Annotated in this window: 4 protein-coding genes and 1 riboswitch; all 4 genes read left to right on the forward strand. The window is 42.5% G+C overall.

Features of this window, described 5'->3' with window-relative positions; genetic code table 11:
• Window positions 1-137: riboswitch (SAM riboswitch) on the forward strand. This riboswitch is flagged as partial in the annotation.
• 105 nt (window positions 138-242) lie between these two features.
• The 4 genes from mtnW to ACFVSH_RS24230 are packed head-to-tail and all read left to right on the forward strand — an operon-like array spanning window position 243 to window position 3324.
• Window positions 243-1475, forward strand: coding sequence for a 2,3-diketo-5-methylthiopentyl-1-phosphate enolase (mtnW, locus tag ACFVSH_RS24215; protein ID WP_387604206.1), 1233 nt, complete (start codon window positions 243-245; stop codon window positions 1473-1475).
• Window positions 1476-1480: 5 nt separating this feature from the next.
• Window positions 1481-2140: a 2-hydroxy-3-keto-5-methylthiopentenyl-1-phosphate phosphatase gene (locus ACFVSH_RS24220; RefSeq protein ID WP_387708278.1), complete on the forward strand. Its 660-nt coding sequence runs from the start codon at window positions 1481-1483 to the stop codon at window positions 2138-2140.
• On the forward strand, window positions 2137-2766 hold the full coding sequence (locus ACFVSH_RS24225) for a methylthioribulose 1-phosphate dehydratase (protein WP_353872135.1): 630 nt from the start codon (window positions 2137-2139) through the stop codon (window positions 2764-2766). The genes ACFVSH_RS24220 and ACFVSH_RS24225 overlap by 4 nt, the downstream gene beginning before the upstream one ends.
• Window positions 2767-2790: 24 nt before the next feature.
• Window positions 2791-3324 carry a cupin domain-containing protein gene (locus tag ACFVSH_RS24230; RefSeq protein ID WP_387604210.1) on the forward strand — a complete coding sequence of 178 codons (534 nt, stop codon included), beginning with the start codon at window positions 2791-2793 and terminating at the stop codon, window positions 3322-3324.
• Window positions 3325-3509: the final 185 nt, after the last annotated feature.

Consider the following 3509-nt stretch of genomic DNA (forward strand, 5'->3'; position numbering starts at 1 on the left):
GGTGGAGGGACTAGCCCTATGAAGCCCAGCAACCGACCGTAATTCCATTGTAAAATGGGGCGGAATTCTTCGCCGGATTTCCTGAAATCCGCAAGGCACGGTGCTAATTCTTGCAGCAAATGGCTGGGAGATAAGAAGATGGCTTTTTAAAGCCTCTTCTTTATGAAGGGGCTTTTGCCATTTTGAGCCAATTTCAGTTTAATGACATCGGGAGTTTACTAACGTGTTATAGGAGTGATCAGATGAGCGAGATAGTCGCTACTTATTCAATTCATGACTTCACTGGAAATCATGAGAAAAAAGCAGAGAGCATTGCCCTAGGTTTGACTGTCGGGACATGGACGGACCTGCCACATTTAGTCCAGAAACAACTGGAAAAACATAAGGGGCGCGTTGTATCGGTGACACCACTTTTGGAAGAAGAGAGGGCAAACAGCTACTTTAATCGTAAAGTATACCGTTCGCTTATTAAAATTGCCTATCCGGCAGGGAATTTTTCCCTTGATTTACCTGCAATCCTCACGACTGTCTTCGGCAAACTTTCATTGGACGGAGAAATAAAACTCATAGACCTGGATTTTGTCGGTGATATTCAAAACTCTTTTCCCGGACCGCAATTTGGCATTGGAGGCATAAGGGAAAAGATTGGCGTATTTAACCGTCCCCTGGTGATGAGCATCTTTAAAGGTGTATTAGGAAGAGACCTGGCATTCCATAATGAGCAACTGAGGCAACAAGCATTAGGGGGCGTCGACTTAGTTAAAGATGATGAGATCCTCTTCGACCAGGAACTGACTCCATTTTTCGATAGAATAAAAACGGGAAAAAGAATATTGAATGAAGTCCATGAAACCACTGGCCACCGTACTTTATATGCAGTCAATCTATCAGGGAAAACATTTGAATTACTGGATAAGGCAGAGCAGGCGGCTGAAGCAGGGGCAGATGCTTTATTGTTCAACGTTCATACATATGGTTTGGATGTATTGCAGGCCCTGAGTGAACATGATCGTATCAAGTTGCCGATCATGGCGCACCCCGCCTATAGCGGGGCATTGGCAGCTTCATCATTTTACGGGATCGGCTATCCATTATTACTTGGTAAATTAGTAAGGTTATCAGGAGCGGATTTATCTTTGTTCCCATCCCCTTATGGAAATGTCGCACTGGAAAAAAAGGAGACCTTGGCGATTGCTGAAGCTCTGACAAAGGATGAACTTTCATGGAAAAAAGCCTTCCCTGTTCCTTCTGCAGGCATTCATCCGGGCATGGTTCCGGACCTGATCAAGGATTTTGGGCTAGATAGCGTGATTAATGCTGGAGGGGGAGTTCACGGGCACCCTGACGGAGCAGAAGGCGGGGCCAAGGCTTTCCGTTCTGCTGTGGAAGCCGTTCTAGCAGGAAAGGATTTATCTGAAGCGGCTGCTGAGGAAGAAACACTAAAAAAAGCTCTTGTGTTATGGGGAGGCCTATAAGAATAATGAAACCGATCATCTTTTGTGACTTTGACGGAACGATCACCAACACGGATAATATCATTTCCATCATGAAAAAATTTGCTCCTCCGGAATGGCAAGCGTTGAAAGACGATGTCCTTCAGCAAAAAATCAGTATATCTTCAGGAGTTGGGGAGATGTTTTCACTGCTTGATAGTGGCTTGAAGGATGATATCATCCAATATGTAAGAAATACGGCCGGCATTCGTCCTGGGTTTTATGAATTCGTTGAGTATACGAAACAAGCCAACATCCCTTTATATATAGTAAGCGGGGGAATGGATTTTTTCATTGCACCGCTTTTAAATGATATCTTGCCAACAGAGTCCGTTTATTGCAACCTTGCATTTTTTGATAAGGAAAAGATTTATATTGAGTGGCCGCATGATTGTGATGATCAATGTAATAATGATTGCGGTTGCTGCAAGCCATCCATTATGAGGGAAATAGCGGGTGCGGAAAGTTTTAAATTCGTTATTGGAGATTCAGTAACGGATTTTGAAGCGGCCAAACAGGCCGATTTTGTCATAGCCCGTGACATACTGCTTGAAAAATGCGAAAGGGAAGGAATTCCACATCAAGGATTTGAAACATTTTTTGATGTAATTGACATTTTAAAGCGGCAGGAGGCGGTTAAAGCGTGAACAATCATTCTAAAGAATGGCGGGAGTTGGCAGATATTAAAGCTGAACTGGCCGAAAGGGATTGGTTTATGGGAACGAGCGGGAACTTGTCCATCCGTGAGCCCAAAAGCGCTTTCTTCTATATTACGGCAAGCGGTAAGGATAAAAGGAAGCAAACGGATTCGGACTTTTTACTGGTGGATTTAAAAGGAAAACCAGTTGAAGAAACGAACCTAAGACCATCGGCCGAAACTTTACTTCATACAGTCATTTACCGGAAAACCAATGCGAACTGTGTACTCCATGTCCATACTGTTGAAAATAATGTGATATCAGAATTGTACGGAGATGAAGGCCAGGTTTCCTTCCGTAACCATGAAATCATTAAAGCGACCGATCGATGGGAGGAAGATTCGGAGCTTCGGATTCCAATCATATATAATCACGCTGACATTCCGCTGTTATCTGATAAGTTCAAGCCACATGTCGAAGCAGACTCTGGCGCCGTGCTGATTCGCAATCATGGCATTACGGTTTGGGGGAAAAGCGGACTCGAAGCAAAAAGAATACTTGAAGCTTGCGAATTTTTATTTCAATACCAACTATTGCTTAATCAACAAAAAGCGTTTGCAGTTTCTTTAAGATAAGCACTCATAGAGGAGGAATGAATGATGGCGACGATCAGATTCCATGAAACAAACGAGGTTATTGAAAAAGGTGAACAGGTAAAAGGATTTTTAGAAACACAAGGGGTTATTTATGAACAATGGGACATTTCTAAATTACCGGCCCATCTTGTGGAAAAATACGATCTAACAGATGCTGATAAGGAGGAAATCCTTGTAACATTCCAATCAGAGATAGCGGAAATCTCTGAAAGAAGAGGTTATAAAGCGCATGATATCATCACATTATCAGATGCAAATCCGAACTTGGATCAAATGCTTGAAAACTTTAAGCAGGAACATCACCATGAAGATGATGAAGTGCGATTCATAGCAGGCGGTACTAGTATCTTCGCCATAGAAGGCAATGATAAACAGTGGTTTGATGTACGTCTTAATCCAGGAGATCTTATTAGTGTACCAGAATCAACAAGACATTATTTCACGCTCGCAGAAGATCGGAAAACTGTTGCTGTCCGTATTTTCGTTACAGCGGCAGGATGGGTGCCGATTTACGAAAAAGACGAAGTTCAAGCATAATCATTGTTGCAAAACCAGCTTACGGGCTGGTTTCTGTTTGTAGACAAAAGGGAAGTCGGAATGGTCCTCACCTAACCTTGATTTTTTTAAAAATCATGATTAATCCTTTGTGTTTTTTCTATTTTATAGGAAAGAAATCTCGCAAGATTAAAGAAATTTGCGACACTCCTGCCGAATAACTGGCT

The organism is Peribacillus sp. NPDC058002 (assembly GCF_042886655.1).
GTDB lineage: Bacteria > Bacillota > Bacilli > Bacillales > DSM-1321 > Peribacillus > Peribacillus aracenensis.